At 63.1% G+C, this 26,237-nt stretch carries 17 protein-coding genes; 13 read left to right on the top strand and 4 right to left on the bottom strand.

Annotated features, from left to right (window positions below; translation table 11 throughout):
* Nucleotides 1–41: 41 nt before the first annotated feature.
* The 4 genes from AT302_RS07355 (at nucleotide 42) to AT302_RS07345 (ending at nucleotide 5,337) form a co-directional block, all read left to right on the top strand.
* Nucleotides 42–881, top strand: a complete 840-nt coding sequence (locus tag AT302_RS07355) for a metal-dependent hydrolase (RefSeq protein WP_058377864.1) — start codon at nucleotides 42–44, stop codon at nucleotides 879–881.
* A 904-nt stretch (nucleotides 882–1,785) separates the two neighbouring features.
* The gene (locus AT302_RS27525) at nucleotides 1,786–2,532 is read left to right on the top strand and encodes a hypothetical protein (RefSeq protein ID WP_157125715.1); all 747 of its coding nucleotides are present in this window, start codon (nucleotides 1,786–1,788) and stop codon (nucleotides 2,530–2,532) included.
* Between the two features lie 378 nt (nucleotides 2,533–2,910).
* The gene (locus AT302_RS07350; RefSeq protein ID WP_058377863.1) at nucleotides 2,911–3,954 is read left to right on the top strand and encodes a porin; all 1,044 of its coding nucleotides are present in this window, start codon (nucleotides 2,911–2,913) and stop codon (nucleotides 3,952–3,954) included.
* Nucleotides 3,955–4,044: 90 nt separating this feature from the next.
* Entirely contained in the window at nucleotides 4,045–5,337 is a 1,293-nt protein-coding gene (locus tag AT302_RS07345) for an NCS2 family permease (protein ID WP_058377862.1), read from the top strand.
* 106 nt (nucleotides 5,338–5,443) lie between these two features.
* On the opposite strand, the gene AT302_RS07340 is transcribed toward AT302_RS07345, so the two are convergent.
* On the bottom strand, nucleotides 5,444–6,169 hold the full coding sequence (locus AT302_RS07340; protein ID WP_058377861.1) for a GNAT family N-acetyltransferase: 726 nt from the start codon (nucleotides 6,167–6,169) through the stop codon (nucleotides 5,444–5,446).
* A gap of 108 nt (nucleotides 6,170–6,277) precedes the next feature.
* Here AT302_RS07340 and pdxR point away from each other — a divergent pair, with 108 nt between their 5' ends.
* Nucleotides 6,278–7,906 (top strand): MocR-like pyridoxine biosynthesis transcription factor PdxR, encoded by a 1,629-nt coding sequence (gene pdxR / locus AT302_RS07335; protein ID WP_058377860.1) that lies wholly within the window; start codon nucleotides 6,278–6,280, stop codon nucleotides 7,904–7,906.
* Between the two features lie 821 nt (nucleotides 7,907–8,727).
* On the opposite strand, the gene AT302_RS07325 is transcribed toward pdxR, so the two are convergent.
* Together AT302_RS07325 and AT302_RS07320 are read right to left on the bottom strand one after the other, a co-directional pair.
* Nucleotides 8,728–9,990 (bottom strand): MFS transporter, encoded by a 1,263-nt coding sequence (locus AT302_RS07325; protein WP_058377858.1) that lies wholly within the window; start codon nucleotides 9,988–9,990, stop codon nucleotides 8,728–8,730.
* 277 nt (nucleotides 9,991–10,267) lie between these two features.
* Nucleotides 10,268–15,373 carry an NAD-glutamate dehydrogenase gene (locus AT302_RS07320; RefSeq protein ID WP_058377857.1) on the bottom strand — a complete coding sequence of 1,702 codons (5,106 nt, stop codon included), beginning with the start codon at nucleotides 15,371–15,373 and terminating at the stop codon, nucleotides 10,268–10,270.
* A 193-nt stretch (nucleotides 15,374–15,566) separates the two neighbouring features.
* On the opposite strand from AT302_RS07320, the gene dbpA reads away from it, so the two are divergent.
* The gene (dbpA, locus tag AT302_RS07315; RefSeq protein ID WP_058377856.1) at nucleotides 15,567–16,982 is read left to right on the top strand and encodes an ATP-dependent RNA helicase DbpA; all 1,416 of its coding nucleotides are present in this window, start codon (nucleotides 15,567–15,569) and stop codon (nucleotides 16,980–16,982) included.
* 37 nt (nucleotides 16,983–17,019) lie between these two features.
* On the top strand, nucleotides 17,020–17,640 hold the full coding sequence (locus AT302_RS07310; RefSeq protein WP_058377855.1) for a hypothetical protein: 621 nt from the start codon (nucleotides 17,020–17,022) through the stop codon (nucleotides 17,638–17,640).
* Nucleotides 17,641–17,677: 37 nt separating this feature from the next.
* Here AT302_RS07310 and AT302_RS07305 read toward each other — a convergent pair whose 3' ends face one another.
* Nucleotides 17,678–18,637 carry a LysR family transcriptional regulator gene (locus tag AT302_RS07305; protein ID WP_058377854.1) on the bottom strand — a complete coding sequence of 320 codons (960 nt, stop codon included), beginning with the start codon at nucleotides 18,635–18,637 and terminating at the stop codon, nucleotides 17,678–17,680.
* A gap of 214 nt (nucleotides 18,638–18,851) precedes the next feature.
* Here AT302_RS07305 and AT302_RS07300 point away from each other — a divergent pair, with 214 nt between their 5' ends.
* From AT302_RS07300 to AT302_RS07280, 6 genes are all read left to right on the top strand, one after another.
* The gene (locus AT302_RS07300; RefSeq protein ID WP_058377853.1) at nucleotides 18,852–20,108 is read left to right on the top strand and encodes a D-amino acid dehydrogenase; all 1,257 of its coding nucleotides are present in this window, start codon (nucleotides 18,852–18,854) and stop codon (nucleotides 20,106–20,108) included.
* A 169-nt stretch (nucleotides 20,109–20,277) separates the two neighbouring features.
* A complete protein-coding gene (locus AT302_RS07295; protein WP_058377852.1) occupies nucleotides 20,278–21,180 on the top strand; it encodes a transporter substrate-binding domain-containing protein in 903 nt (300 codons plus the stop codon).
* A 116-nt stretch (nucleotides 21,181–21,296) separates the two neighbouring features.
* The gene (cuyB, locus tag AT302_RS07290) at nucleotides 21,297–22,043 is read left to right on the top strand and encodes a cysteate racemase (RefSeq protein ID WP_058377851.1); all 747 of its coding nucleotides are present in this window, start codon (nucleotides 21,297–21,299) and stop codon (nucleotides 22,041–22,043) included.
* A gap of 151 nt (nucleotides 22,044–22,194) precedes the next feature.
* Complete coding sequence (locus AT302_RS27520; protein ID WP_157125714.1) at nucleotides 22,195–22,554, top strand: hypothetical protein; 360 nt, start codon at nucleotides 22,195–22,197, stop codon at nucleotides 22,552–22,554.
* A gap of 71 nt (nucleotides 22,555–22,625) precedes the next feature.
* Nucleotides 22,626–24,398: a putative bifunctional diguanylate cyclase/phosphodiesterase gene (locus AT302_RS07285; RefSeq protein WP_064675187.1), complete on the top strand. Its 1,773-nt coding sequence runs from the start codon at nucleotides 22,626–22,628 to the stop codon at nucleotides 24,396–24,398.
* Between the two features lie 17 nt (nucleotides 24,399–24,415).
* Nucleotides 24,416–25,924: an HDOD domain-containing protein gene (locus AT302_RS07280; RefSeq protein WP_058377849.1), complete on the top strand. Its 1,509-nt coding sequence runs from the start codon at nucleotides 24,416–24,418 to the stop codon at nucleotides 25,922–25,924.
* Nucleotides 25,925–26,237 lie beyond the last annotated feature (313 nt).

Genomic DNA, 26,237 nt, shown 5'->3' with positions numbered 1-26,237 from the left:
GATTCCGCCCAACCTGTTGAGATATTTGAGAGGCAAGCGCCATGACCACAGACACTTCAGCCCTTACCGTTCGCAAGCTTACGGTCGATCTGGCGAGTGGCTTCGAGCGCCACTGGCACAGTGGGGATGCCTACCGCACGATGTACTACAACGCATTGTCGATGAGTTTCCCGGTTGGCGAGCAGTCGTTTATCGATTCCGTTCGGGACACGATGGATCGTCTGCCTGAGGATGCGCGCTACGACAAATTGCGCGCCGACATTGCGCAGTTCATCGGACAGGAAGCGACGCACCGCCATATCCACGGGCAGTACAACGCACAGTTGACCAAGCAGGGTTTGGTGAACCATTGGGAAAACTGGGCGACGCGGCGGATTCAATTTGCGCGGCGCCGCAAGCTTTCGCCGATGTACATGCTGGCGGTGACTGCGGCGTATGAGCATTGCACGGCGGTGTTCGGCGACGGCGCGTTGCGTTACGACCGCTGGCTGGCGAAGGCCGAGCCGAAGATGCGACTGATGTGGCGCTGGCATGCGGCGGAAGAGACCGAGCACAAGGCGGTAGCGTTCGATCTGTATCGCGCGTTGGGTGGCAGCGAGCGGATGCGCATTCTCACGTATGTGTACGTGTTGATGATGTTCGCGCTGGAAAGTCATGCGCAGACGATTAGCAATTTGTGGCGCGACGGGACGTTATTCAAACCGAGTACGTGGTGGGGTTTCACGACCATGTTCTTCGGCCGCGATGGCGTGGTGTGGCGTTGCACTGGGCCGATGTTGAAGTACATGTCGACGGGGTTCCATCCGAACAACCACGGCGATCCGCAATTGGCTGAAAACTGGCTGGCGGCGCATAACGCGGATTGGCGGGCGGTGCGTTGAGCGGTGGCGTTTGGCTTGCGGCTTGCGGCGTTCGTGGCTGACGATGACCTTTGCGATGCACTGAGTTCCCGAGACTCACACGCCCGTGGTCGGCCGCCGGCCCGGTCCCCGTTTTCGTCGCTCCCCGTTACTCGCTTTGGAAAACGGGGACCGGCCCGACAGCTCGTCTCACGCCATCACAACGTCGCCCCCGATCGCCCTACCCACGTCGCCATGCCCCGCCACTCTCCCATCCCGATAACACCGCCTTCTCCAACGCAGAGGGCCTCGTCGCCCATCCCCACGTGCTTTGCATCTGCTGGGGATGGGCGCCGAGACCCTCGACATCCCCGCGGTACTTCTTGACTCCCGGTCGGGTCAGGTGATCGCTTCGGGAGACCCGCTTCGCGTTGAGTCCCATGGGTATTCACTACGGAGACCTTCGTGGACCGGGCATGGAGAACGACATCGGGAGGAGCGAGGGTCTCGACGGTCGTCACCAGCAGATGCGAAGCACGTGGGGACGACTGGCGAGACCCTTTACGTTGGAGGAGATGGTGTTATCGGGATGGGAGAGTGGCGGAGCATAGCGATGTGGGTGGGACAATCGGTTGCGACGATGCGAAGGAATAGAGATGGCCGTCGGTGCGGTCCCCGTTTTCCAAAGCGAGTAACGGGGAGCGACGAAAACGGGGGCCGTACCGGCGGCAGACCGCAGGCGCTGACCGAGGCAGCGTCAAAGTGTCAGCTCAACACCAAACGCCAATTTCCCAGTGTGTCCGCAATGATTTTTCACATGACAGCAATGACGACTCCCAACTCCATATGACTTCGAATATCGCGCTCGATTTGTGTGACAGATTGAACGCGAGCCGTTAAGACACTTCCGTCTAAGAGGCTCTGAAAGTCATTTGGAGATAATGCGATGAATGCAGTCTACAGCCCCGTTGCGTATGGCAACCCGCGCGACAACGAAGTGTCTAATGCCCAGATGAATTCGACAACGCGTCATCTGTTGAAGCAAAACTGGCCCTATATCTCCCCCCATCCCGCATCGCCGTCGCACCAGTCCAATTTTTACAAGCATCCGCTCGAATACGAATTCAAGGACAAATGGCCAGACAAAATAGACTTATTCTCCAGCCCGACCAACGGCTACGGAAAATATCCCGTTTGGCGCAATAACCCGCCGGAGGTAGTTGTTGTCCGCTCGACTGATGGATTCTCGGGTCAAGAACTGCGGATTCCGGGCTTACTTCACAATCGACAACTTTGGGATGTCTTCGCGCAATGGGTGAACGACAACGCCGACACGTTGGGTCTGAATTCGGAACGTTCGGGGCGCTTCACAGATATCTCGGCCAACCGCCCGCATGTGGACGTGCCAATCAATGTCTTGCCGGGAGCACCTCATCAAAGCATGGAGACGTATCCCAACGGGGACTCACCATCTGTTTATAGATATGAGGAATGCTACGCACAGTGGGACCCCGTCACGCAACAATGGGGCGACTCTCCGTGCTTCCCCCCGCCCCCGCGCCGCCACTATTACGCCGACGGACTTGTACAAGCGATGAGCGCGCTCAATGGCGGCAGAGACGGAATAGCCCCCGTGGACGCCGGTATTGTGCAGGCGCGACCAGTTCCCGTCATGCTGGCTCCTCCGCGATGAGATTTCGAATCCACTCGCCCTCCCGCCTGTCGCTTGCCTAGAAATAGGAAGTCCACCAGTTTCCTGCTCGTCTCAAGAATCAACACTACGATTCAAGAGACTTAAGGCCGTCCATCGCGACGGCCATTTTTTTGAAAGTTTTTTAAGAAAACTTCGGTGTTAACCCGCGCCGTATGAAGTTCACAACGTAATACCGAGTATCAAACCCCGATGATATTTCGACATTACCGTCTTGATAATAATGATCACGCCTTAAAGCAGCACCGATACCGCGCAACGTGAAGTCAGTGTCAATGACTCGGGCGTGCCCCTGAAATGCATCGGTGAAACAACTGTACAAGGCGCACGCATAAATCAAAACGAGACGGAGACACATTCATGAGCAAGGCAGCGGGATGGCTGCGGGGCGCGTTCGCCCTCGCGGTTTGTGGTGCGGCGGCAGGGGCGGCACAAGCACAATCCAACGTATCGCTTTACGGGCAGGTCGACGCTTGGGTCGGCGCGGCTAAAATACCCGGCGGCGAGCGGGCATGGACACAGGGCGGCGGCGGCATGTCCACGTCGTACTGGGGCATGAAGGGTAGCGAAGATCTGGGCGATGGTCTCAAGGCCATCTTCGTATTGGAAGACTTCTTCCTGCCGCAAAACGGTAACTACGGCCGCTACACGGGCGATAGCTTCTTCTCGCGCAACGCCTACGTGGGTCTCCAGTCGAACACGCTCGGCACCATCACGATGGGCCGGTTGACCACGTCGTACTTCGTGTCGACGATTCTGTTCAACCCGTTTGTCGATTCCTATACCTTCAGCCCGATGGTCTATCACACGTTCCTTGGCCAATCGGGGCAAGGCATCGTGGGTGACTCCGGCTGGAGCAACGGCGTGATGTACGCCACGCCCGACTACAAGGGGTTGGGCGCTAGCTTCTCGTACGCATTCGGCAACAAGGCCGGTGAGGCCGGCCAGAACAAGTGGAGCGCCGCCGCCATGTACTTCCATGGCCCGCTCGCTGCCACCGTCGCGTTCCAGCAAGTGAAATTCGATTCGACGCCCGACGATCAAGCCGGCATTACCGGTTTCCGCAATCAGCAAGCGTTGCAGGCCGGTCTCACGTACGACTTCCAGATCGTCAAGCTCTACGGCCAGTATCAGTACATCAAGAACAACATCACCGGCGGCAACCTCACGTCCAACGGCGGCCAGTTCGGTGTGTCAGTGCCGCTCGGTGGCGGCAGTGTCATGGCGTCCTACGCTTATACCAAGAACACCGGTGCCAATAACGTGAGCCGCAACACGTGGGCCGTCGGTTACGACTACAACCTCTCCAAGCGCACCGATCTGTATGCCGCCTACCTCAACGACAAGGTGTCGGGGCTGGAAGCCGGCAATACTTTCGGGGTGGGCATGCGCACCAAGTTCTGACAAACTCGGCAGCACGGCGCGCGCGCAGTACAATGCGCGCGCCCCCGCTGCACACGGACGACGGCATAACAAAGTGAATAGGAGCGCACGTTGCTGACCAAATTCTTCAAACTCGAGGAGCATGGCTCCAATGTCAGGACAGAGATGGTGGCAGGTCTCACCACCTTCCTGACGATGTCTTACATCATCTTCGTCAACCCCAACATTCTCGGCACCACCGGCATGGACAAGAGTGCCGTGTTCGTGGCGACGTGTCTGGCGGCGGCGATTGGCTCGGTGATCATGGCCTTCGTGGCCAACTACCCGATCGGTATGGCCCCCGGTATGGGCCTGAACGCATTTTTCGCGTTCACCGTGGTGGGTGCCATGGGCTACACCTGGCAGCAAGCGCTGGGCGCAGTCTTCATCTCGGGGTGTATTTTTATCATCCTGACCGTGACTGGGGTGCGATCGTGGCTCATTGCCGGGGTACCCAAATCGCTACGCTGCGCCATCGCGGCCGGTATCGGTCTGTTCCTCGCGATCATCGCACTGGGTAACGCCGGCATCGTCGTGGCCAACCCGGCCACCAAGATCGGCCTCGGCGATCTGCACTCGCCGCAAGCCCTGCTCGCAATCTTCGGCTTCTTCCTGATCGCCGTGCTCGATGCCCTGCGCATTCGAGGTGCCATCCTCATCGGCATTCTCGTCGTGACGGTGCTCTCGATGGTGCTCGGCCTGAACCAGTTTCAGGGCGTGTTCGCCATGCCGCCGAGCCTCGCGCCGACGTTCCTCCAGCTCGATATCCCCGGTGCACTGCACGCTGGCTTCGTGCACGTGATTCTGGCCTTCGTGCTGGTCGAAGTGTTCGACGCTACCGGCACGCTGATGGGCGTGGCCAAGCGCGCCGGTCTGCTCGAAGGCACGCAATACAAGGGGCTCGGACGCGCACTGTTCGCCGACTCGATCGCCATCTTCTTCGGCTCGCTGCTGGGCACGAGCAGCACCACCGCCTACGTGGAAAGCGCCTCGGGCGTGCAAGCCGGCGGTCGTACAGGCCTCACCGCCCTCACCATCGCCGGGCTGTTCATCCTGGCACTGTTCGTCGCGCCGCTGGCAGGTTCGGTCCCGGCCTACGCCGCGGCGCCGGCCCTGCTCTACGTGGCCGGCCTGATGCTGCGCGAACTGCTCGACGTGGAATGGGACGACATCACGGAAGCCACCCCGGCCGCCCTGACCGCCCTGGCCATGCCGTTCACGTACTCGATCGCGACGGGTCTGGCATTCGGCTTCATTTCCTACGCCGTGCTCAAGCTGTTCACGGGCCGTGCGAAGGACGTGCACCCGGCCGCATGGGTCATCGCTGTGCTGTTCGTGTTGAAGTACGCGTTCTTCCCGGGATAAAATCCGGCGAGACTGGCTGGCAGTGCGCCAACGCGCAACGCCAGTCTCTGAACGACAAAACGCCCCGCTGGAATCGCTTCCAGCGGGGCGTTTTTTTATCGGAAGGTTATCCCTTCGCGACCGAAATCAGTTCGGCCAGACTCGCCCGATGCTCACCCTCGGCATCGAAATTCTCCGGCGACAACCACTGCGCAAAACCACGGCTGATGGCAGGCCACTCGCCGTCGGTGATCGAGAACCACGCCGTGTCACGGCTGCGGCCACGGTAGACGATCGCCTGACGGAAGATGCCCTCGAAGGTGAAGCCGTAGCGCGTGGCCGCGCGGCGCGACGGCGCGTTCAACGCGTCGCACTTCCATTCGTATCGGCGATAACCCAACTCGTCGAAGGCACGCTTGAGCAGCAGGTACTGCGCTTCCGTACCCGCGCGGGTGCGCTTGAGCAACGGTGAATACGCCACGTGGCCCACTTCGATCACGCCATTGGCCGTGTCGATTCGCATCAGTGCGAGCGTGCCCACCGCCTTGCCCGTCTCCAGATCGATCACCGCATGGTGCATCGGGTCGGTAGAGGCGGCCTGCTTGGTGGCATGCGTGTAGTAGGTATCGAAATCGGGGAACGGGCCTACGCCCATGTAAGTCCAGTCACGCCCGTCGGGAGCGCTCGCGTAGGCGTCGAACAAATCCTTCGCGTGACGCTCCACGTCGAGCGGTTCGACACGGCAGTAACGGCCAATGATGGGGGTGCGGGGCGGCTGTGCGCGCGGCGTCCACTCCGGCACGGGCGGCCCGATAGGTTGATCGTATTCGTTGAACAGCGTTGCTTCAGTCATGAATGTCCTCTCCAGGAACGTGATGGACGCAAGTGTCACGACACCAAAGTAACGCATTGATGGTACGATAAAAAGCACCACATTGAAGCAATCTAATGGTGCCACGTCATGTCAGCATCCGCCAAGCACGTCAGTGAGATTCACAACGATCCGGGGCCCGAGAACGTCGCCGCGCTGTTCGACAGCCCGCTGAACACCGGCACGGGACGTGGCCTCTCGCTCCAGAAGCAACTGCTTGCCCGGCTCAAGCACGCCATTCTCGAAGGACGGCTTCCCGCCGGGGCACGCTTGCCGGCCTCGCGCACGCTCGCGGAAGATCTCGCTGTCTCACGTAACACGGTGTCGATCGTCTACGACCAACTGGCCGCCGAAGGCTTCATCGTGCCGCACCGGCTTGGCACCCGTGTCGCCCAGCTCTCGCTCGACCCGCGTGTGGCCGAAGAAGCAGCTAAACAATCGGCCCGCCGCAGATCGACCGGGGACTCGGCTGTCGCCAAAACCATGAGCGTCGACGCCGCGAGCCAGACACCCGAGACCAACGTCAGCGACTCGCCTGCCGCCGCGCCGAGCGCGTCACGCCGGGTGCAGCGCTTGCCCGCCACAAGCCACGCCGCACGGGCGAACGAATCGCCATTGCCCTTCGTGCCGGGCGTGCCCTCCCTCACGCGATTTCCGGCCAGCACATGGCGCCGCACGCTAGAGCGCGTGATGCGCGAAGCGCAACCACGCCACTATCACTACGGCGACCCGCTGGGCGAACCCGCGCTGCGCGAAGCCATCGCCGAACACCTACGCATCTCTCGCGGTGTGCGTTGCGACGCGTCGCAAGTCGTCATCACGGAAGGAGCCCACGAAGCGCTGATCCTCTGCGTGCGCCTGCTCACCGACCCCGGCGACACGGTATGGATGGAAGACCCCGGATATCGCGGCGCAAAAGCCGCCTTTCACGCGAGCGACGTACGCGTGCAAGCCATGCGTGTCGACGACGAAGGCATCGTGATTCCGCCGGGTGCGTGGGCCGCGTCGACGCCGCGTCTGGTGTACGTCACGCCATCGCACCAATACCCGCTGGGCAGTGTGCTGTCGGCGTCACGCCGGCTCGACCTCATTGCGCAGGCTCGCCACTACGGCACGTGGATTCTGGAAGACGATTACGACAGCGAGTTTCGCCATCAAGGGGAGCCGATCGCCGCCATGCAAGGCATGGTGCCCGACGCGCCGGTGGTCTACGTCGGCACGTTCAGCAAGACGATGTTTCCCGCACTGCGGCTCGGTTTTCTGATCTTGCCAACCCAACTTGCCGCGCAAACGCGAGATGCCCTCGATGAACTGCTTCGCGGCGGCCATCGCTTCGAACAACTGGCGTTGGCCGACTTCATCCGCAGCGGACAATTCGCGCGACATCTGGGCCGCATGCGACGCCTGTATCGCGAGCGCCAGACCGCTTTGCGCGAGGCACTCGCCGAACACTTCGATCCGGCATACGCGGTCATCGGCGAGCGTTGCGGTCTGCATCTGACGGTACGTCTCGATCCTACATTCCACGACAAGACGATTGTGGCGGCCGCCTTGCGCGAAGGCATGGGGCCACGCGCACTGTCGAGCTTCGCACTCGATCCGCAACCGGCCGATAACGGGCTCGTCATCGGCTACGGCGATACGGACGCGGCACGTATTCCGTCGCTCATCAAACGACTGGCCGCGATTGTTGCCGCGCAAGGCAAAGTTGGCCGGTGATTCACGCGCCGCCCGGTCACCCCCTGCACCGTCCCTGCCCCGGGCCCGCGCTCGTGTTGCAGAGCGACATCAGCGTGCCGAAAGACCCCTTCGGAACACTTAAACGCCTCACGCCCAAGGGCAACGAGGTGTCCGCCTTGGTCTCGGCCGGCCAGTAGAACGCGTCTACACCCGCGTCGGATACCAACGCATAGGTGCAGTTGACGAGCATGGGCGGCGCATCGTCACGGCCGCCACCAGGGGGCACCATCAAAGGCAACCAGTCGTCACCCTGGTGACTGAGCATCGCATATCCCCTCGCCCCCATCAGTCGGACAACCTCCTGAGAAACAGGACATCGCTGAGGGACAGACTCGGATTGTGATGCCGGTGGGCGCATCGAGCGCGCGGCCATCACAAGCGCCAATGTCACCAGTACTGCTGCTATCGCTCGTCCGCTTGCCATCACTGCCTCGCAAAAGAATCCGGAGTCCCAGAAGGTGTCGGCTTACATCATTTGACCGCCGAAGCGCCGGCAAACCAGCACTTCTTCGAATCGCTCTCGGGGCAAATTAAATTCTGCGTGCCGCAACTGCCGGCTTCCCGTTTTCCACTCGCACGCGATCTCTGCCCCATCACTCACTCCGGGAAACTCCATCCACTACATATCATTTCGGATACCGAAATATTTCCATCAAACCTCGGAACATCCGAGGGCGTGTTGGCAATGTACGGGGATTCTTTCGAGAGATCGCTGGAGTGCACGCGTTATGGGTGGATACCCATCGATGCGTCAGCGGCGCATTTTCACCGCAACGGCGGCTTGTCGCCGCCGTGCGGGATTACGCCGCTTGTGGGGATTTCTTGGCGCCGCTGGCTGCCTTGCCAGCTTCGTCGGCTTCCTGCGCTTCACTGGCCGCACGTGCCCGGGCGGCACGCGACATCCAGACCGTGAGCAACACCGCAGCGACGGCGGCCACGGCAGCGCACAGGTACACCTCGGCATAACCATAGGCGCCGACGATCAAGCCAGCGACCGGCCCGGTCACACCCAGCGCAACGTCGAGAAATACCGAGTAAGCGCCCAGCGCCGCGCCGCGATTCTGCGCCGGCACCAGGTTCACCGCTGCCACGCCCAGCGACGGGAACACCAGCGAGAAACCCGCGCCCGCCAGTGCCGCGCCCAGCAACGCCGTAAAGCCGGTCGGGGCAACGCCAAGCACGATCAGGCCGAAGGCTTCCAGTGCAAACGACACCATCGCGACGCGATAACCGCCAAAGCGCGCGATGCTGCTGCCCAGCGCCAGCCGAACGCCCATGAAACACACGCCGAACGCAGTCAGCGCCAGTGCAGCGTTGTCCCAATGATGGCTGGCGTAGTACAGCGTAATGAACGTGGAGATCGCCCCGAACCCGATCGAGCCCAACGCCAGCCCCATGCCGAACGGCATCACACGCCCCAGCACCGCACGAAACGCCAGACGCTCGCCATGAATCACAGGCGTCGCACGCTTGATGCGGGCCAACAGCAAACCCACGACACCGGACAGCGCAATCGCGCCACCCAAGGCCTCGATGCCGTATGCGTTGTCGAGGGCGACACCGAGCGGTGCGCCCAGCGCCAGTGCGCCGTACGTCGCGACGCCATTCCACGAAATCACTCGTGCGGTATTCGCCGGGCCCACTTGTCCGATGCCCCACATGATCGCGCCGGTCGACACCCAGCTTTCACCAAAGCCCAGCACCAGACGCCCGAGAATCAACGCCACCAGCGAGAGCCACGGCACGCCGGAGAACACGCCGCCGAGCGCCACGAGCAAGCCCGATGCGCCGCACGCGACCAAACCGCACAGCACCGTGCGCTTCGGCCCCCACGCATCCGCCGTGCGACCGGCGTACGGGCGGGAGAGCAACGTCGCCAGATACTGCACGCTGATCGCCAGACCGGCAATGACAGAGCTGTAAGCCAAATCCACATGCACGAACGACGGCAACACCGCGAGCGGCAAACCGATGGTCAAGTAGCAGAGGAACGTGAAGAACACGGTCGAGACGATTTGCAGCGTCGTCGCAAACTGCGTAGGGGTGCGGGCGTCGTTTGACATTGCGAAGGGAAAAGAGAATCGACGAAACCCCAGGACGTAACAACCCGCGCAATGGGCAAGCATTTGCGCGGGCCAGTTCAATCCTAGGGTTTTCCCGAATGATACGCCGTTTTGCGTCTTTTGTGTAAACGCTTAATAGTTGACGGATTTGATGAGGTGTGATGACTCAATCACACTCAATTTGGAATGACATGTGAGCCGGGGCGGGAGAAAATCCCCGCCCCGTATGAGACCAGCCAATATCACAACAACGCGATGGCAAGGTGGTACGACAACATCATCGTCCGACTTCGGCGAGCGATTTCAGACTGACCGAGAGCATCGCCAGATCGGCGCTGCCCGACGCCACCTGGTCGGCCAGCACACGGTGATAGCGGGCCAGCGAGTCGGCATGCGCCTGCTGCCAGTCAGCCACCCGGGCGTCGGCTTGGGTGCTGGCGGGCGCCGTGACGGACTTGTCTGATGCCGCATCCGTGGTTTCCGTCGTTTCCGTCATTTTCGTCGGCTCGCCGTCGAGCACGCTCGCCGTCAAACGCCGCCGCAGGATGGACAACTCCTCCAGCAAGGTGGCCCGCGCCAGACGCTGCCAATGCGATTGCACCGGCAGCCCGAGCACCCCTGCGTGCAGCCAGCCATAGCCCAGCGGCTGGTCGAGCGCGAAATACACCTGCGCCGCCAGTGCCGGTTCGCATCGGCTTGTGCTCGCCACTTCGGCAATATCGAGCAAGGCCACGCGCGCGCCGATACCGGCCGCCGTCTGCGCCAGCGCAGGCGGCACGCCCGCATCGACGAAGGTCTGACGCTTCGCCCGCGCTTCTTCAGCCGCCTCGCCGCTCACGAGCGAATCCAGTGTCGGCAGCAACGGATCGAGCACGCCACGCAAACGCTCCACCGTTTGCGGCACGTCCGTCAGGCGACGACGCAGGAACCACAGCGTCGCTTGCTCGTGCCACTGCGCGAGCGCGGTGAACAACGCCGCCTGCGTTTCATGCGACACACGGGCATCGAGCGCGTCGACTTCTTCCCACAAGGCGTCGAGCCCGTACACACCGCGTGCTGCAAGGCTCGCGCGCACGACATCCACCGGGTCGGCGCCCGTCTCCTCACTCAGGTGATGGACGAACGTCACGCCCGCCCGGTTGACGAGCGCATTGGCGTGCATCGTCGCCAGAATTTCGCGCTTGAGCGGGTGCCGCGTCATGGCCGCGCCGCACCGGCTGGTCAACGGCGTCGGGAAATACGTCGGCAATTCTTCCGCGACGAATTCCGCATCGGGCAACGTGCTGGCGAGCAGCATGTCGTAGAGCCACATCTTGCTGTACGCCATAAGCACGGCACGCTCGGGTGATGTCAGCCCCGTGCCCGCCGCGCGCCGTGCGTCGAGCGCCTCGTCGTCGGGCAGGAACTCGATCGCCCGCGCAAGCCGCTGGCCCCGTTCGAGATACCGCATGAACCGGGCGTCGCCGTCGAGCGCCGCTGCCGCACGCAAACGCCCGAGCGACAACGCCTGCGTTTGCAGATAGTTGTCGCGCAGCACAAGCGTGCCGACCTCTTCCGTCATCTCGGCGAGCAACGTGTTGCGTTGCTTGAGCGTCATCTCGCCATCGGCCACCACGATGCCCAGCAAAATCTTGATGTTCACCTCGTGATCGGAGCAATCGACGCCCGCCGAATTGTCGATCGCGTCGGTGTTGATCCGTCCGCCGTGTTGCGCGTATTCGATACGGCCCAATTGCGTCAGGCCGAGATTGCCGCCTTCCGCAACGACCTTGCATCGCAGGTCGAGCCCGTTCACGCGTAACCCATCGTTCGCCCGGTCGCCCACTTGCGCGTGCGATTCCGTGCTCGCCTTCACGTAGGTGCCGATACCCCCGTTGTAGAGCAAGTCGACAGGTGCCTTCAGCAAGGCGCGCAACAGGTCGGTCGGGGCCATTTCGGTGGCGTCCGTCTCGATTAGCTCACGCACCTCGGGCGAGAGCGCAATCGTCTTGGCACTGCGGGGAAAGATGCCGCCACCCGCGGAAATCAGCTTGGCGTCGTAGTCGCCCCAACTGGAGCGCGGCAGCTGGAACAGCCGCTCGCGCTCGGCGAACGAGGCCGCCGCATCGGGCGTCGGATCGAGAAAGATATGCCGGTGATCGAACGCCGCCACCAGCCGGATATGCTTCGAGAGCAGCATGCCGTTGCCGAACACGTCGCCCGACATATCGCCGATACCGACCACGCTGAAGTCCTGCGTTTGCGTGTCGACGCCCATCTCGCTGAAATGCCGCTTGACCGACTCCCACGCACCGCGCGCAGTGATCGCCATCTTCTTGTGGTCGTAGCCGACCGAGCCGCCCGACGCAAACGCGTCGCCCAGCCAGAAGCCGTACTCCGCCGAAATGGCGTTTGCATAATCGGAGAACGTGGCCGTGCCCTTGTCGGCTGCCACCACGAGATACGGATCGTCCGCGTCGTATCGCACGGTGTCGGCCGGCGCCACGAGTTGGCCGTCGACATAGTTGTCGGTCAGATCGAGCAAACCGCGCAGGAAGGTCTGATAGCACGCCACGCCTTCGGCCAGAAAGGCGTCGCGATCGCCCGGCGCCGGCGGCTGCTTGACGACAAACCCGCCCTTCGAGCCCACCGGCACGATCACGGTGTTTTTCACCATCTGGGCTTTGACGAGGCCCAGCACTTCGGTGCGGAAATCTTCCCGTCGGTCGGACCAGCGCAAACCGCCACGCGCCACGCGCCCGCCGCGCAGGTGCACCCCTTCGACCCGAGGCGAATACACCCAGATCTCGAACATCGGCTTCGGTTCAGGCAAACCCGGCACCTTCGACGGATCGAACTTGAACGACAGATAAGGCTTCTGCGTCGTGCCGTCCTTCCCGCGCTGGAAGTAGTTGGTGCGCAGCGTCGCCTCCAGCACCCCGAGAAACTGGCGCAGGATGCGGTCTTCGTCGAGATTGGGCACGTCTTCGAGCGCCGCATGGATTTGTGCGCGCAACCGCTCCGACTGATGGGTGCGCGTCTGCGCTGGAAGCGCCGGGTCGAAGCGTGCAAGGAATAGCCGCACGAGCAGCCCTGCAATGGACGGATTGCCCGTCAGTGCGCTTTCTATATAGGCATTGCTGAAGGTCGAGCCGACTTGCCGGATGTACTTGGCGTACGCGCGCAGGATGCGCACTTCGCGCCACGTGAGCCCGGCCTGCAAGACCAACCGGTTCAGATCGTCGTTCTCGACGTCGCCCGCCCAGATACGCGCGAAGGCGTCTTCGAAACGCGCCCGCGCATTTTCAAGATCGACGTCGGCACCATCGAGGCTCGTCATGCCGAAATCGTGCATCCAGATCGCGCCCGAGTCAGCGGTCTCAATGCGATACGGCCGCTCGTCGTTCACGCGCACGCCAAGATGCTCCAGCATCGGCAGGCTGCGCGAGAGGGCGATGGGTTCGCCCGCCTGATAAATCTTGAAACGCAACGCGCCGGGCGAGGCTTCGAGCGGACGATAAAGCTGCATCGACAACTGCGAGCAACCCGTGGCCGACTGGCGCGCGCCCAGCAGCGGCTCGATCAATTCCACGTCCCGCACTGCCACGCGCGCGGCATAGTCTTCGCGATACCCGGCGGGGAACGCCTGCGCATAGCGACGCAGCGCCCGCATACCCCGCTCTTCGCCCAACTGCTCCCGCAGGGCTTCCGAGAGGTCGTCCTGCCAGCGGCGCGACGTCTCGACGATGCGCGCTTCGAGTTCGTTCACATCGACGTCGGGCACATGGCCGGGCTCCGTGCGAACGGTAATGTGAATGCGCGCGAGCATCGACTCGGAGAGTTGCGGCGTAAATTCCACGCCGGTGCCGTGATAGGCCGCCAGCAACAGGTTCTGCACCCGCACGCGCAGGTCCGTATTGAATTTCTCGCGCGGCACGAACACCATGCACGACACGAAACGGTCGAACCGGTCGCGCCGCACAAAGAGCCGCGTACGCTGGCGCTCCTGCAAGCGCAGAATGCCAAGCGCAATTTCCGCCAGCGCGTCGACATCGATCTGGAAGAGTTCGTCGCGCGGGTACTGTTCGAGAATGGTGACGAGCGTCTTGGCCAGATGGCCGTTAGGCAGGAAACCCGTGCGCCCGATGACTTCGGCAACTTTGCGGCGCACCAGCGGGATATCTTCCACCGGCACCATATAGACGGTTGATGTGTACAGGCCCAGAAAGCGGCGCTCGCCGCAAACGCGACCCTGCGCGTCGAAGCGCTTCACGCCCACATAGTCCAGATAGCCCGGCCGGTGCACGGTGGCGCGCGAGTTCGCCTTGGTAAGGAATATCGGCGTGCTGGCTTCCACGATGCCGATGGCGCCCGGTGACAGGCGGGTGACGTCGGGCGACGCGGCGTCGCGGCGCGATTCACGCAGTACGCCCAGCCCGGTCCCCGTCACACCTTGCAGATAATGCGCGCCGTCGCGCTCCACGAGTTCGTAATCGCGATAGCCCAGGAAGGTGAAGTGGCGGCCGAGCATCCAGTCGAGGAAGGCCTGCGCCTCGTCCACTTCCGCCCGCTCCTGCTCGCTCACGCCCTTCTGCGCCGCCCGTTGCGTGAGCGCCTCGATGGCCGCGTGGGCCGCCGCCTGCATCGCGCGCCAGTCTTCCACCGCTGCGCGCACGTCGCCGAGCACGCGTTGCAGGCCGTCGGCAAGCGCCTGAATGCGCTCGGGTTCGGAGAAGCGGTCGACTTCGATGTGAATATACGATTCGAAACGCCCCCCGTCCTGACTGGCGCCACCACCGTCGCCAGTTGGCGAGGCCGCGCCCGCTGCGGCTGTAGCGCCGAGCAGCGCGCCGACCTGTGCCGCGCCCGCAGCACCGCCGTTGCCTGTGCCGCCACGCGCTGTCTTGCCGCTCGGGCTGGCTGCACTGGCCCCGTCGCCGATAGCCGGCATGGTGCTGCGCCGGATACCGCCGCCGGGGGCCACAGCAATCCGTTTGCCAGTGTTATCTCGGGTGACGCGGTAGACGGGGTGGAACGCCGAGTGGAGCGCCAGCCCCTGCCGGTTGATTTCCATCGTCACCGAGTCGACGAGAAACGGCATGTCGTCGTTGACGATCTCGACCACCGTGTGGCTGCAATGCCAGCCGTGCTGGTCGAGTGTGGGATTGTAGATACGGATGCGGGGCTGGCCGGACACGAATTTCTGCCCCAGTTGCCAATGCGCCATCGCCGCGCCATAAAGATCGGCGACACTGCGCGAGACGACCTCCTCGGCATCGGCAAGACCGTAGTAATGCAATACGAAGGGTTCGAACTGGGCAGCGACGTCGGGCGCGCGCTCGCGCGCCATGGTCACGACTTCCGCCATGTGCTGGCGGACCTTCTCTTCCGGATGCGCAGGCATGAAAAACCTCGGCAGGAATGGGACGAGTCATCGACAGGCAAGGCCATGCTACGCCGGGTGGCCCCGGGCAGCAATGGTGCGTCGGGGAGACCGGCGGCAACCCGCGGCGGCAGCCCGCTACGGCGGCACGACGCCCAGTATGGCAGCGCCGGCACCCCGCCGGTTGGACGGAGATAAGCCGGTATAATTGCGCATGACTTCAAAAGCCCCCGATTCACGCGCCGACGGCGCCCCCTTCTCGAGCCTGCCGCTCTCGCCTGCCATGCAGGAGAACCTCGCACGGCTCGGTTACGTCTCGATGACGCCCATTCAGGGCGCCGCGCTGCCCGACATGCTCGCCGGGCACGATCTCATTGCACAAGCCAAGACCGGCAGCGGCAAGACCGCCGCCTTCGCGCTCGGACTGCTCCAGCGCGTCGATGTGCGCGACTTCAACGTGCAGGCCGCCGTGCTGTGCCCGACCCGCGAGCTTGCCGAGCAGGTCGCGCAGGAAGTGCGCCGCATCGCCCGCGCCGAAGACAACGTCAAGGTGCTTACGCTGTGCGGTGGCGCCCCGCTGCGTCCGCAGGCTGAGAGCCTCGCGCACGGCGCGCACATCGTGGTGGGCACGCCGGGCCGCATCATGGATCACCTTGAGCGCGAAACGCTCTCGCTGGCCAACGTGAAGACGCTGGTGCTCGACGAAGCCGACCGCATGCTCGACATGGGGTTCTTCGACGACATCGCCACGGTTGCCCGCCAGACGCCGGCCTCGCGCCAGACGCTGCTCTTCTCGGCGACCTATCCGGAAGGGATCGGCAAGCTCGCCCAGCGCCTGCTGCGCTCGCCGCGCGAGATTCGCCTTGAAGAAAAGCACGACGCCAGCAAGATTCGCCAGCGCTTTTACGAAGTGCGCGAAGAAGAACGTCTGCACGCCGTGGGGCTGTTGCTCGACCACTTCCGCCCAGTCAGCACGATTGCGTTCTGTAACACCCGCGCCCAGTGCCGCGATCTGACCGACGTGCTGCTTGCCGAAGGCTTCCACGCGCTGACGCTGCATGGCGATCTGGAACAGCGCGAGCGCGATCAGGTGCTGATTCAGTTTGCGAACCGTAGCTGCTCGGTGCTTGTCGCGACCGACGTGGCCGCGCGCGGGCTCGACATCACCCAGCTCGAAGCCGTGATCAACGTGGACGTGACGCCCGACCCCGAGGTGTACGTGCACCGTGTTGGCCGTACCGGCCGCGCGGACGAAGACGGCTGGGCGTTCAGTCTGGTCAGCATGAACGAGATGGGCCGGGTGGGGGCGATCGAAGCGTCGCAAGGCCGTGAAGTGCCGTGGCACAAGCTCGACGAGCTGACGCCGTCGGGCGCCGGCCATTTGCTGCCGCCGATGGTGACCCTTCAGATGTATGGCGGCAAGAAAGACAAAATCCGTCCGGGCGACGTGCTCGGCGCGCTGACCGGCGAGGCAGGTTTTGCGGCCAGCCAGATCGGCAAGATCAACGTGCTCGAGAACTTCACGTATATTGCTGTGGAGCGCGATATCGCCCCCGTGGCGCTGCGCAAGCTCAACGACGGTCGCGTCAAGAACCGTAAGGTCAAAGTGCGGTACATGCAGCAGGACTAAGCTACCTACCCACGCCGCGCGCGGCAAGGAGGCTGCAATGAGGTCGTCGCAAACGTTACGCGCCCTGTTGTCCCCCTTTGCTGCGCAGTGCGCGGCGCTTGTCACTGTGGCACTTCTCACTGCGGCGCTGCTCGCCGCGTGCAGTTCCAAGGGCGTCCCGCCCAATCCCCAACTCACCGAAGACACCCTCGACGAATACGCCATCGTGATCGTCGGGCTCGACACGCCTTTGCAAAGCACCTGGGGGCCGTGGAACTACTCGGACTTCTCGCAGACCGTCAACGGCATCGTCGGCGGCAAAGTCACGCGCACCCTCAACACCAACCCGCCGACGCGCGGGTTTGTCGCCATGCGAGTTTCGCCGCTCATGCGCAACGAGCGCTTCGGCCCGATGGAATTCGTCCCCGCCGACAACAGCTACCGCTTCCGCTATTGCAAGGGCCGCAAGGTGCCGACGGTGCAAGTGCGCCGGGGCGATGTCATTTATGCGGGCACCCTCGTGCTCGACAGTCACGACGGGCAGATATGGTTACGCACCGAGTTCGATATGGCCGGTGCACGCCGCTTCGTGGCGGCAAACTATCCGTCGCTGGCGGGCAAGCTGCAAGGACAGCCGTTCTCTTACTTCGAAGTGAAGAGCGAACCGGGTTGCCGGTAACACCGCCGTGATTCGGCAAGGACGTGATGGCGCTGCCTCAGCCCTCGTCCGCATCCTCACCGGGCGCGAGGACGATTTCGCGCCCTTCGCAAAGCGCTTCGGCGCGCGCACTGAGCTCTTCTGCAACATCCGCCAGATGACGGCGTAACGTATCGGCGAGCACCGATTCCGGCTCATGCGCCGGGCGCAGCATTTCCACGGGAAATTCGATGGCCGGTGCCACGCGGTACAGGCATTGCGTCTGCACGTGTGCGCTAGCGGCCGTGAACTGGTCCAGCAACGCGTAGCCCAGCCCGTGTTCCACCAGCGCAGCCGCGAGCGAGTACGTCTGGACCATCACTTCGGCATCCTGCAAAAGCGCCGTCTGTTCCAGACGCTCATTGATGAGTGCGCCCAGCGGTGTGTCGTCGTGCAGCTTGATGAGATCGCGGCCGATCAGCGCTTCGGCGCTGGCTTGCCCGCGACGGGCCAGCTTGGGCCACGCTGCCGGCACGGCCAGCACGATGTGCCCCTGCGCAATCGGACGGCTCACGATACCGGCCGCCATCGGTGGTGCCGAGACGATGCCCACGTCGACCGACGACGTCAGGATCGCCGTGATCATCTCCGTCGTGTGGTGCGTGATGAGTTCGAAGACAACGTCGGGATGCGCCCGCCGCATGCGCTCGATGGCTGCGGGCAGCAGGCTTTGCGCGAGGCTGGGGGTGGCGGCGATGCGCAGATGACCGACGCCGTGCTGGCGCAGGTTGCGCGAGGTGGTGCGCAGGCGCTCCAGATCGCTGAAGATGCGCTCGACATCGGGGTAGAGCCTGCGCGCTTCGGCCGTGGGCACGAGGCGGCCCTTCACGCGATCGAACAACTTGAAGCCGAGTTGTTGCTCGGCGTGTTGCAGCACGCGTGAGACCACCGGTTGCGAGACGTTGAGCAGTTGCGCCGCGCCGCTGGCCGAGCCTGTCAGAACCACTGCGCGAAACGTCTCGATATGCCGCAATTTCATGCCTGCTGCCGCCTCTGTGGTGAGCCGCGCGTCGCGCCGACCCTATAGCTAAAAGACATATGCTGCCTCAAAACCGCATAGGTTGGCGATTTTTATCGTTCTACACTGCGTAACAAAGGCCGTGGAGAAAGCGCCTGCGGCGGGGTCCCCGTCCTGCTGCCGCGAATATTTTCCGCCTTGCAATTCACTGTGTTTTTGGTTGTTATTCATCGTCATGCATATTGGAGTCATCGGGGCGGGCATCGTCGGCCTCGCCAGCGCGTATCAGTTGCTGCGCGCCGGCCACGAGGTCACGGTCATCGACAGCGGGCGTGGTCCGGGTCTGGGCACGAGCTTCGCCAACGGCGGCCAGTTGAGCTACGGCTACGTGTCGCCGCTGGCGGCACCGGGTGTGCTTTCGCAACTGCCGTCACTGCTGTTCTCGCGCACCGGGCCGTTGCGAATCAAACCTTCGTTCGATCCGGACTTCTGGCGCTGGTCGCTCGAGTTCGTCAAGCATTGCAACACGCAGGCCAATGCCAGTTCGACGTTGCGTCTGCTCTCGCTCGGGCTGCATAGCCGCGAAGTGATGCTGGAATTTCTCGCACAGGAGTCGGTGTCGTTCGACTATCGGCTGAGCGGCAAACTCGTGGTGTATCGCGACGCCGCCAAGCTCGCCGCCGCAGAGCGTTCGCTTGAACTGGCGAACGGCCTCGGTTACGCGCAGCGTCGCGTCGACGCCGCCACCTGTGCTGCGCTGGAACCTGCCCTCGGCAAGATTGCCGGCGAACTGGCGGGCGGGATTCATACCCCGGGCGAAGGCACCGGCGACTGCCAGTTGCTGTGCAAGGAACTGGCGCGACTCGTCGGCGCCCATGCCCGCGGCGCGTTGCGCTTCGAGCATGACGTTACCGGCTTTGACGTGCGTGGCGACACTGTGCGCGCCGTGCGCACCCGCTCGGGAGATATCGCCGTCGATGCCGTGGTTGTCGCCAACGGTCTTGCGGCCATGCCGCTGTTGCGCACCGTGGGCGAATCGATTTCGCTGTACCCGCTCAAGGGTTACAGCCTGACGTATCGCGACGCACCGGTCGATGCGCGCCCGCAGGTGTCGGTGACGGATGCCGACAACAAGGTCGTGTATGCGAGTCTGGGCGAGCATTTGCGCGTGGCGGGCATCGCCGATCTGGTCGGTTACGACTTTCGGATTGCCGAACATCGCATCGACGCCTTGCGTTCGCTGTCGGGCGACTTGTTCCCGGCCTTGCGCGGTGCGCATGCACCACTGGAGTGGACGGGGATGCGTCCGGCCACGCCGCATGGGCGTCCGATTCTGGGGCGTGCGGGGCGGCTGGGAAATCTGTGGCTGAACGTGGGCCACGGCGGTTTGGGTTTCACGTTGTCGATGGGCGCGGCGCGCGTCATCGCCAATGCGATCGATGGCGAGCGTCCGGCCGTCGATCTGGCAGGGTTTGCCCGTCTGGCCGCGTAATGCGCGGTGCCGGAACATGACAGGCCTTCCAGGCCGATCGTATGCCGGCAAGCATTTGTTCACTCCCACGGGGACCGTTGGGAAGGCGTGTCTGGTTGTATCGGTATTTTTGGTTTGATATTCCAACGGTGCGGACCACCGCACCATTTGTTCCTATAGGACTGAGACCATGAAGAAGCTGTTTGCCCCTCTGCTGCTCGTCAGCGCTGCCGCCAGCCTGTTCGCGCACACTGCCAGCGCGCAGGAAGTGACCGGAACGCTCAAGAAGATCAAGGACACCGGCGTGATCGCACTCGGGGTGCGCGAATCGTCGATTCCGTTCTCGTACACGGACAACGCGGGCAAGACGATCGGCTACTCGCAGGAAATCGCGTTGAAGATTGTCGACGCGGTCAAGAAAGACCTGAACCTGCCGAACATCAAGATCACCGAAACGCCGATCACCTCGCAGAACCGTATCGCGCTGATGCAAAACGGCACGATCGATCTGGAGTGCGGCTCGACCACCCACACCTTCGAGCGTGCGAAGCAAGTCGGCTTCTCGCACAACATCTTCCTGTACTCGATCAAGATGATTGCGAAGACGGGTTCGGGCATCACCGACCTGAACAGCCTGAAGGGCAAGACCATTTCGACGACGGCCGGCACCACGGCTGACCGCATTCTGTCGGGCAAGAAGGGCGAGATCGGTTTCAACCTGATCCAGACCAAGGAACACTCGGACGGCTTCCTGACCGTCAAGCAAGGCCGCGCTGTGGCCTTCGTGATGGACGAGCCGCTGCTGTACGGTCAGCGCGCCGCCCTGCCGGCGGACGAAGCCAAGGGTTACGAGATCGTCGGCCCGAACCTCCAGTTCGAAAACTATGCGTGCATGCTGCGCAAGGATGATCCGGCCTTTACCAAGGTGGTGAACACGGTCATCGCCGACATGGAAAAGTCGGGCGAAATGGAGAAGCTGTACAACAAGTGGTTCACGCAGCCGGTGCCGCCGAAGAACCAGAACATGAACTACCCGATGACGGTAGAGATGCGCGCCATGTTCAAGGACCCGGTCACGAAGGCGTACGACTGATCGGTTGAAGCAGTAGTCAAGCCATAAAGCAGTCCGTCGGCAGTCCGGGGGAGGGAGAAGCCCCCCTCCGGACAGCCGAAGCATCATTTTCATCAGTCAGTTGAATTGCCACCATCATGAACACGCACGCTACGCTTGGCATTCTGGGCGGCATGGGGCCAGCCGCGGGCATCGACCTGTGCCGCAAGATCGTCGATCAGCACCCGGCGGACCGGGATCAGGACCACATCCCGTTCATTCTGTATTCCGTGCCCCAGATTCCGGACCGTACCGAGGCGTTGTTGCGCGATGGCGCGTCGCCGCTGGACGGCATGCTCGATGGCGTTCATGCGCTGGAACAATCGGGCGCGGGCTGCATTGCCATTGCCTGCAACACCGCGCATGCGTGGCTGGAAGCGTTGCGCACCCGGACCCATCTGCCGGTGCTGGACGTGGTGGATGCCGTGGCAGGCGAACTGTCGCGTTGCGTCGCCCCGGGGTCCCCCATCGCATTGATGGCGACCGAAGGCACGCACCATGCCAATGTCTATCGTCCGCGGCTTGAAGCGCTGGGTTACCACTTTGTCTCGGCGGCCGAACCGCTTGCCCAGCAGGCGCTGGTCAACGAGGGGATCCGGCTGACCAAGGCGGGCGAGATCCGCCGGGGTGGCGAGGCGCTGGCGATGGCGATGGAGCCGTTGCTGGCGGCTGGCGCACAGCGCGTCATTCTCGGTTGCACGGAGATTCCGGTCGCGCTGGCCATGTGCGAGACCCCGCTGGCGCGTTTCGGTCTGGATGCCTCTGCCGCATTGGCGCGCGCCTGCATCGCGTGGTCGCTGGCTCACGAAGGTCACGACAGCCACACAAGCACGTCACAGCAGTAATCTTTCAGGACTTCGGCCGCGCCGCCGGAGTCCCGCTTCATCCGCCTCATCCGCCTCATCCGCTTCATCCGCTTCCGCGCCTCCCTCCCCGCCCCCGCATTCCCACGTTGTGAGTAGGCCCATAGGCATTCATGAGAATGGATGCGCACCGATGGGTATTCCTACGAATCGACTCCTGCCTGTTCGAATTGCGATGTTGCATCGCAATGACAAAAATCCATCATTCGAACTCACGCAAACGGCTCGCGCTTGGGTAGACTGGCGCTCGCACGATAACGCTTGGCAGTCCCGCCCGGCGTCGTGGAAAGACGCCGTTCTCGAGGCAGTTATGGGCCAGACGGCAGATGTGGCGCAGGAAAAATATCCCGTCCTCTTGTCAGAAAAAAACCCACAAGGGAAAACCTGTGGAAAGCGGCATGAAACGGGGGTTGCAGCCACCAAAATCGCTGGCGTCTTTGGCTATAATGGCCCACAATCCATCGGACACCTGCCGGACCCAGTCCGGCCATGAGCGCGTTTGCCTGAACGGGGAAGCAGATGAGCGGCGTCGCGCTCGACGTGAAGCATGCACAGACAACAACAATGAGTTCAGATCGACTCCCAGCCGGTGTGCCTTTGGTCGAACCGTCGACCCTGGCACCGGCACTCGCCGAGGTTAGCGCCCCGGCACCGGCCCCGGCGTTATCCCGGGCGCTGGTCGAGCTGACCGGCGGACTCTCGGCACATGTCGCGGCCGACGGCCGCTTCCTTTTCATTGCCGATGCCTCCCTTCGCCTGCTCGAGTACTCGCGTGAGTACATCGATCACGCGACGCTCATGGAGCTGACCGGCATCGAAGATGTCCCGTTGTTGCAGGATGCCTTTTCCGCCGCCCAGACCCTCGGTCCCCAGCAGTGCACCGTACGACTGCTGCGCGGTCTGACCGATCGCATCTGGATGCGGCTTCGCATCGCCCAGTACACCCCTCGTATCGCCGGCGCGCCTGCCACCTTCCTGATTCAAGGGGAAGACGTCACCGCGTTCAAGGAAAACGAAGCGCGCCTGTCCGATCTGGCCGTGCGCGATGCGGTGACCGGGCTCGGCAATCGTCAATATATTCAGCAGTGCATCACCGAGGCGATTCAGCACGCCCGTGAAGGCGGCCCGAACTTTGCCGTCGCCCTGCTCGATCTCGATGGATTCAAGAAGGTCAACGACTCGCTCGGCCACGACGTGGGCGACCAATTGTTGCGCGACGCCGGCCAACGCCTGATCGCCCAGATTCGCGAAACCGACATGGCCGCGCGCATGGGCGGCGACGAGTTTGTGCTCGTGCTGCCTGGTTGCGACAACGAACAAGCGCTGGGCGGCATCATGAAGCGCCTGCTCTCCGCCGTGCAGCAACCGTTTCAGGTCGGCGATCAACTGCTCCACCTGACCACGAGCATCGGCGTGTCGTTCTTCCCGCAACACGGCGATTCCGCCGGCCTGCTGATCAAGCACGCCGACGCCGCCATGTATTGCGCCAAGGATCGCGGCCGCAACGGTCTGTTCGTCTACACGGACGATCTGGGCGATCTGCACCGGAAGGCTTTCTCGTTGGAATCGGCCATGTTCGAGGCCATTCACAACGGTGAATTCAGTTTGCACTATCAGCCGATCTGCGACCCGATCACGCTCAACGTGAAGGGTGTGGAAGCGCTGATGCGCTGGCATCCGGCGCTCGGCCCGGTCTCGCCCGCAGAGTTCATTCCGCTGGCCGAAGCCAACGGCCTGATCAACCTGCTCGGCGGCTGGGCACTGCGCGCCGCTTGTATGCAGCTCGCGCGCTGGGGCAGCACCCGGCTCGACGGGCTGTACATGTCGGTCAACGTCTCGGCGCAGCAGTTCCACCATCCGTCGTTTCCGAGTCTGGTCTGGCAAGCGATTGCCGATTCAGGCGTGGAAGGCCATCGGCTGGTGCTCGAAATTACCGAAAGCGTGCTGATGCGCGACCCGGAGCAGGCCAACCTCGTCTTGCGCGAATTGCAGACGTTGGGCGTGCGCTTTGCCGTGGACGACTTTGGCGCCGGCTATTCGAGTCTGGGCTATCTGAAGCGATTCCCGCTCTCGGCGCTCAAGATCGACCGCAGCTTCGTGAAAGACATGCCGACGTCACCGAACGACCGTACGATTGTGACGGCCGTTCTGGGGCTGGCACGCGAATTGGGTCTGTCGGCGGTCGCTGAAGGGGTGGAGACCGAAGAACAACGGCAGATGCTGATCGATCGCGGCTGCCATTCCATCCAGGGCTGGCTGGTGTCGAAAGCCCTGCCTGCGGGAGAACTCGAGGTGGCCTTCGCGAGCGGACGCCTCAACGTGGATGCCGGACACTGACCGGACACCCCGCCAACATGAGCCTGACGAAAGAAAAAACGCTCGAATTGCTGTGGCAGCGCATGGCTGAGCGCGGCGACTTCCCGTCGCTGCAACGCTCGGTCACGGGCATCGTGTCTGCCATGCAAAGCGAAAACACCAGCACTGCCGACCTGGCGTCGTCGGTGCTGTCGGACTTTGCCCTCACCCAGAAAGTGATCCGGCTGGCCAACTCGGCCATGTACGCCCCGTTCGGCTGCAACGTGACGACCGTCTCGCGCGCCATCATGATTCTGGGCGTCGATACCATCGGTCACCTGGCGCTGAGCCTGAAGCTGCTGGAAGGCTTCGGCGAAGTCGCCTCGCGCCGTGACGATATGGCGCGCGAGCTTGCTCGCGCCACCCTCGCCGGGGCCTTCGCACGCGACATCACCGCCAAGAACGGTATTCGCGACGGTGAAGAAGCCGTGGTCTGCACGCTGCTGCATCATGTGGCGCGCCTGCTCGTGACCTACTGCTTCCCCAACGAATGGGTCGAGATTCAACGAATTTCCGTCGAAGAAGGCATCAGCGACAGCGATGCCTGTGAGCGCGTACTCGGCATCACGTTCCCCGAGCTGGCCGAAGCGGCCGCGCGCAAGTGGGGCCTGCCCGAATCGATTGCGACGAGCATGCGCCCCATCGATCTCGAAGGCGACGCCCCGCTCTCGCACGCCGATTGGCTGTGCGCCGTGGCGAACATGTCGAACGAGATGGTGACCGAGCTCACGCGTGGTGCCGACCCGGCGCGTTTGGCCGAGCTGGCCGAGCGTTACGCCGACCGGCTGGCGCTCGATATCAGCGAAGTGGTCTCCGTGGGCGAAGAAATGGCCCGCGACACGAGCCATCAGGAATTCATCGCGATCAGCACCCGCGCCTCGAACAAGAACCCGCCGCCGGCCGGCAAGCCGCTCGACTCGGCACGGCGTCTGGCCGACGGGCTTTCCGAAGTGCGGGCCGCGACCGGTGAGACCGATGCCGTCGGGCTGCTCAACCTGACGTTGGAAGCGATTCTGCAATCGCTGGGCTTCGTCAACTGCGCCGCGTTCGTGCGCGTGCCGACGAGCAAGGTCTTCGAGATGCGCTTCGGCATTGGGCGCGACGTGCAGCCGCTGCTGGGCCTCACGTTCCCCGAGGCGTTCGAGCCGGACGTGTTCCATCTGGCGCTCACCAACGGTCGCGCCATCCTGATCGACAATGCCCGCGAGCCGCGCATCGTGCCGCGTATCCCGATCTGGCATCGACAGCATTTCGCGCATGTGAAGTCGTTCTTCCTGCTGCCGGTGCGTCAGCGCAACCAGACCGTGGCACTGCTCTACGGCGACTGGGGCGGCGCCCTTTGCGCGGGCGGCATCGGCGCGAAGGAAATGGAGTTTCTCCATCACATGGGCGAAGAGATCTCCAGCAAACTCGAGAGCGCAGCACAGCACGGGGGTGCCGCACCGGTCACCGCCAGCGACTCGCTGCGCAAGCCGACCGGTACCACCGGCACCACCGGTACGCGCTGATCTCACCGGCTTGCGGCCATACGCCGGGAGCAATCTTTAGTATTCGGGATTCGATATATGCCGGAGCCGCGTCGCGGCTTCGGCATTTTCTCGCTGGACGATTCTGGCACCGCTGTGTTGCGCCCCGCGCCATCCCTACCCTCTTCGGCATTCACGCCAACCCCATACGCGACAAGGCTTTTCAGCCCATCTGGTGCGGTGCTCCGCAACGGCATACCATGTCGCCAATACCGCAGTTTTTCTCCATCGTAAAACGCATTGCACGGCTCGCCTGACACGCGCTGCCGCACCGGCTTGTTTTTGACTGCACTCG

The organism is Pandoraea norimbergensis, from assembly GCF_001465545.3.
Classification (GTDB): domain Bacteria; phylum Pseudomonadota; class Gammaproteobacteria; order Burkholderiales; family Burkholderiaceae; genus Pandoraea; species Pandoraea norimbergensis.
The sequence above is the reverse complement of the archived record's forward strand: the minus strand, read 5'-3'. Positions and strand labels throughout refer to the sequence as shown.

What these genes read in the sequence shown, in the direction of transcription:
- AT302_RS07355 (WP_058377864.1), top strand. Translation starts at nt 42, where the DNA reads ATGACCACAGACACTTCAGCCCTTACCGTTCGCAAGCTTACGGTCGAT.
- AT302_RS27525 (WP_157125715.1), top strand. Translation starts at nt 1,786, where the DNA reads ATGAATGCAGTCTACAGCCCCGTTGCGTATGGCAACCCGCGCGACAAC.
- AT302_RS07350 (WP_058377863.1), top strand. Translation starts at nt 2,911, where the DNA reads ATGAGCAAGGCAGCGGGATGGCTGCGGGGCGCGTTCGCCCTCGCGGTT.
- AT302_RS07340 (WP_058377861.1), bottom strand. Translation starts at nt 6,169, where the DNA reads ATGACTGAAGCAACGCTGTTCAACGAATACGATCAACCTATCGGGCCG.
- pdxR (WP_058377860.1), top strand. Translation starts at nt 6,278, where the DNA reads ATGTCAGCATCCGCCAAGCACGTCAGTGAGATTCACAACGATCCGGGG.
- AT302_RS07325 (WP_058377858.1), bottom strand. Translation starts at nt 9,990, where the DNA reads ATGTCAAACGACGCCCGCACCCCTACGCAGTTTGCGACGACGCTGCAA.
- AT302_RS07320 (WP_058377857.1), bottom strand. Translation starts at nt 15,373, where the DNA reads ATGCCTGCGCATCCGGAAGAGAAGGTCCGCCAGCACATGGCGGAAGTC.
- dbpA (WP_058377856.1), top strand. Translation starts at nt 15,567, where the DNA reads ATGACTTCAAAAGCCCCCGATTCACGCGCCGACGGCGCCCCCTTCTCG.
- AT302_RS07310 (WP_058377855.1), top strand. Translation starts at nt 17,020, where the DNA reads ATGAGGTCGTCGCAAACGTTACGCGCCCTGTTGTCCCCCTTTGCTGCG.
- AT302_RS07305 (WP_058377854.1), bottom strand. Translation starts at nt 18,637, where the DNA reads ATGAAATTGCGGCATATCGAGACGTTTCGCGCAGTGGTTCTGACAGGC.
- AT302_RS07300 (WP_058377853.1), top strand. Translation starts at nt 18,852, where the DNA reads ATGCATATTGGAGTCATCGGGGCGGGCATCGTCGGCCTCGCCAGCGCG.
- AT302_RS07295 (WP_058377852.1), top strand. Translation starts at nt 20,278, where the DNA reads ATGAAGAAGCTGTTTGCCCCTCTGCTGCTCGTCAGCGCTGCCGCCAGC.
- cuyB (WP_058377851.1), top strand. Translation starts at nt 21,297, where the DNA reads ATGAACACGCACGCTACGCTTGGCATTCTGGGCGGCATGGGGCCAGCC.
- AT302_RS27520 (WP_157125714.1), top strand. Translation starts at nt 22,195, where the DNA reads ATGGGTATTCCTACGAATCGACTCCTGCCTGTTCGAATTGCGATGTTG.
- AT302_RS07285 (WP_064675187.1), top strand. Translation starts at nt 22,626, where the DNA reads ATGAGTTCAGATCGACTCCCAGCCGGTGTGCCTTTGGTCGAACCGTCG.
- AT302_RS07280 (WP_058377849.1), top strand. Translation starts at nt 24,416, where the DNA reads ATGAGCCTGACGAAAGAAAAAACGCTCGAATTGCTGTGGCAGCGCATG.